Source organism: Meiothermus sp. (assembly GCF_025056915.1).
Classification (GTDB): Bacteria; Deinococcota; Deinococci; order Deinococcales; family Thermaceae; genus Meiothermus.
Genome location: NZ_JANWVH010000134.1, coordinates 1 through 3,739, shown reverse-complemented (window position 1 = coordinate 3,739; position 3,739 = coordinate 1). Strand labels below are relative to the sequence as shown.

General features: G+C 63.8%; 3 protein-coding genes and 2 tRNA genes. 3 read left to right on the top strand and 2 right to left on the bottom strand.

What is annotated here, in order from left to right; translation table 11 throughout:
* A partial coding sequence (locus NZN28_RS13980; RefSeq protein ID WP_295399175.1) for a S41 family peptidase occupies nucleotides 1-643 on the top strand: 643 nt, incomplete at its 5' end.
* On the opposite strand, the gene NZN28_RS13975 is transcribed toward NZN28_RS13980, so the two are convergent.
* Together NZN28_RS13975 and NZN28_RS13970 are read right to left on the bottom strand one after the other, a co-directional pair.
* Nucleotides 644-1,582, bottom strand: coding sequence for an aldo/keto reductase (locus NZN28_RS13975; RefSeq protein WP_295399173.1), 939 nt, complete (start codon nucleotides 1,580-1,582; stop codon nucleotides 644-646). It abuts the gene before it with no gap.
* Nucleotides 1,583-1,682: 100 nt separating this feature from the next.
* The gene (locus NZN28_RS13970) at nucleotides 1,683-3,113 is read right to left on the bottom strand and encodes an ATP cone domain-containing protein (protein WP_295399171.1); all 1,431 of its coding nucleotides are present in this window, start codon (nucleotides 3,111-3,113) and stop codon (nucleotides 1,683-1,685) included.
* A 209-nt stretch (nucleotides 3,114-3,322) separates the two neighbouring features.
* Between NZN28_RS13970 and NZN28_RS13965 the strand changes: the two genes are divergently transcribed.
* Nucleotides 3,323-3,397, top strand: a tRNA-Cys gene (locus NZN28_RS13965).
* Between the two features lie 46 nt (nucleotides 3,398-3,443).
* Nucleotides 3,444-3,520, top strand: a tRNA-Val gene (locus NZN28_RS13960).
* Nucleotides 3,521-3,739 lie beyond the last annotated feature (219 nt).

The following is a 3,739-nucleotide window of genomic DNA, read 5'->3' as shown; positions in this document are numbered from 1 at the left end:
CTCACCCGCTCCCACCCCGCCGGCCAGCCCGGCCCCACCGCCCGCCCAGCCCGCCAGGTCGGCCTACGAGGCCCCGCAGGTGCGCTTTACCGATGGGGTGGTTATTTTCCGGCTCAGCAACCTGGTGGATGTAGCGGGCCTGAACGCCCTGCAGGATGCCATCCGCCGCTACGATGCCAGGGCCCGGGGCTATGTGCTCGACCTGCGCGGCAACCCCGGCGGGCTGGTGCTCCGCATGGCGGAAGTCGCCGGAATTTTTATGCGGGGCGTACCCTGGCGGATCGTGAGCCGAGGGGTGGGGGCCATTCCTCTGCCCACCACGCCCTTTTTTGGCCGTCCCCAAACCCAAAAACCTTTGGTGGTGCTGATTGATGGCCAGGTTCATTCTGCCGCCGAAGGGCTGGCCGGGGCCCTGAAAAACGCCGGACGGGCCTATCTGATTGGCACCCGCAGCGCCGGCAATACCGAGGCCCTCACACCTTACTGCTTTCCCGACGGCGGGGTGGCGCTGGTGGCCAATGGCGTGCTGGCCCCGTTTAGCGGCCCCACCTGGGAAGGGCGCGGCGTGGAACCCGACCTGGTGGAAGAAGACCCCAAAGAACAGCTCGAGGCTGCCCTGCGCTACCTCCTGCGCCTGCGATAGCTAACGGCCCTCTGCGCCGCCAGGGCTCACCCGGTCGAGCTGCGCCATGTGCTGCTCCGAGAGCCGAATGCGCAAGGCCCCCGCATTGCCTTCGGCCTGCCGCGCATTTTTGGCACCCGGAATGGGCAGGGTGCCCTTCTGGATGCACCAGCGCAGGGCCACCTGGGCCGGGGTTGCGCCCAAATCCTGGGCTATCTCACCCAGGGTTTGGAGCAATGCAGGAATTTGAGCTTTGCGCGTTGCGTAGCGCTGGGCCCTGTAGCGCCCCGGCGGGGGGTTCTCCAGGCTGTACTTGCCGGTGAGCCAGCCCATGGCCAGGGGGCTGTAGGCCATCAGCACCACCCCCTCGGCCTGCATGGCCTGGAGCAGGCCCGAATGCTCGGGTTTGCGCTCGAGCAGATGGTACTCCACCTGGTTGGCCGCCAGGGGAACTTTGTGCCTGGCCAGCACCCTTGCCACGCGCTCGAGCTGCGGCAGGTTGTGGTTGGACACCCCCACCGCCCGGGTCAGCCCTTGCTCGTAGGCCTCGGCCAGCGAAAGCGCCCAGTCCTCGAGCGAGACCGGCTTCCAGGGCCAGTGCAGCAAATACAGGTCGAGCTGCTTCATTTCCAGGCGTTCCAGACTTTTTTTGAGCGCCCCCATCAGGCTTTTGCGGGAAAACCGCCAGGGATAGGGAAACAGCTTGCTCACCACCAGGGGCTTGGGCTCGTGGGCATGGTAATACTGCCCCAAAAGCCTTTCCGAAAGCCCAAAGCCATAAAACTCCGCCGTGTCCAAAAGCCGCACACCCCCCTGCAGGGCCGCCCGGTAGGCAGCCTGAAGGTCGTCTTGCTGGTAGCCCCGCCCAAAGCCCCACACCAGCCTGTCTCCCCACTGCCAGGTGCCAAGACCCAGCGGGGGAATGGGGGGAAGACCCTTGATCTGAATCGCGTCGTTCACCCCCCAAGGCTACAACGCATCAGGAAGTTCACCTGTTTGACACCCCCCAAAGCCAGGCTGGTCGAGCGATTGCGGCGCCAAGCCCCAAAACGCCGGGCCTTTAGCCCTGCACTGCCTCGAAGTACGCCTCCTGCAAGCGGTCCACGATCACCTCGAGGCCCTTGTCAATGGCCCGGTCCAGGTTTTCTGCCGGAATGAGCGGAATGCCAGCCCCCCGGGCCAGCTCCACCAGGTGCTGCTGGATCAGGCGGATCTGGTCGAAGTGCTGGGCATAGGCCCCACTGGTGCGTGAGCCCCGCGTCTCGCGTTCGCGCAGGGCGAAGCGGTCGCGGTGCAGGGCTTCGTCCTCGAGCACCAGCATGATGGGAATCTGGATTACCTCGCCCTGGAGCTGGTGGGTCATGTAGCCTGGCACCACATGCACCCCTTCCACCACCAGCGAGGTCTTTTCGCGGGCACTGCGCTCCTGGATGGCCCGCAGCCCCACCGCTACCCTCGAGACCTGGTCGCGGAAGCCCTGCATGACCATCGCCGGGGTGGGTTCGGCGGTATGGGGTGTGGCCAGCGCCCGCCAGGAGTCAAAGCTGCTGGTGTGCAGGGTGGGCAGCAGGTCTTTGGGAATGGTCGCCCGCAAAATTTCCCGCACCGCATCGGTGGAAATCATGCGGGTAATGCCCAGCCGGTAGGCCAGCGCCGAGGCCAGCACGCTCTTTCCTACCCCCGCCACCCCCCCAATCAGGAGGTGCACCGGCTTGACCGCCCGCCGAATGCTGCGCAGCAAATGATAGCGACGGGCGACTTCCTCCCCCGCTTCTTCCAGCAGCTCTTCCGAAACCGCCTTGCGCAGGTAGTCGCGGGTCACGACCGTCGAGCCTGCGTCCCGCAACCTTCGCTCAACGTCGCGGGCCAGGCGGTAGGCGGAGTCGGGGGAAAGACCCACCGCCATCACCGACTGGGCCAGCACCCCCTTGGAAAAGGGAACCCGCGGCTCACCCACCCCCTCTTCCACAAAAATCTCCCCCGCCAGCGCCTGCCGCCCTGCGTAGCGGGTTCGCGCCGCAGGCCCAAACAGCTCCTCTATTTCAGCGGTGATGCGTTTTTCGAGTTCATCGGCCTCTATCGAGCGCACCCCACTGCGCCGCAGGCGGTTTTCCACCGCGCGGGCCAGGGCCTGGGCCTCCCGCATGGAAAACCCGGCGTCCTCGAGGCTGCGGGCCAGCACCCCTTTGGAAAAAGGCCGGCGGCGGTACCCCTCCTTGACCACAATATCCTCGAAGGCCTGGGTCTGGCCCCTGAGCCGCTCGGCCAGTTCAGGGCCAAAGTTTTTTTCGACCTCCTGGATTAGCAGTTTCTTGAGCGCCAGGGCGGTAATTTCTGGCTTCTTGCGGGTCTTGAGCTGCTCCTCGATGGTATGGGCGACCGACAGGGCCGGCTCCATTTTCAGCCCCGCCATCATCATGGATTCCACCAACAGCCCTTTGGAAAAAGGCCAGCGAAAGCCCCCGGGCGTCTTGATGAATACTTCTCGCACGGTTCAATCGTACTCCATGGCCCCGGTTCCGATTCTGAGCCCCCGCTGTCCCTTCGCCACCGCAGGGTTCCGGAAGACATCCCGCATATCCGCCCACAGATGCGCTTACGGTCAACGATGAAAGCCTGGCCGCACTCGAAAACCGTTTGACACACCCTTCAGCAGATGCTAACCTAACGTTTGCTGAGCCACTTTGGGGTGGCAAGCGCGGCGCTGTAGCCAAGTGGTAAGGCAGAGGTCTGCAAAACCTCCATTCACCGGTTCGAATCCGGTCAGCGCCTCCAACGTTTTTCGCGAAGAAAAACCTGGAGCAAAGTCCAAACCCCACGCGGGCGCGTAGCTCAGATGGCTAGAGCACTACCTTGACACGGTAGGGGTCGCTGGTTCGAGTCCAGTCGCGCCCACCACGTTCAGAACGATAAGACCCCTTATGTAGCCTTTGCATAAGGGGTTTTTATATGCAATGTGCAATGAAGGGGACACGCCACGCCGGTAAGGTATGGCCTGCAGAGGAAAGCACGGCATCCACAGGGGTGTCTGCCTCCAACCCCCAGAATACCCCCTATCTAACCGCTCCTACAGGTTGCAAAGTGTTTAAGCAAAGATAGTACGACTGTGTCGCATAT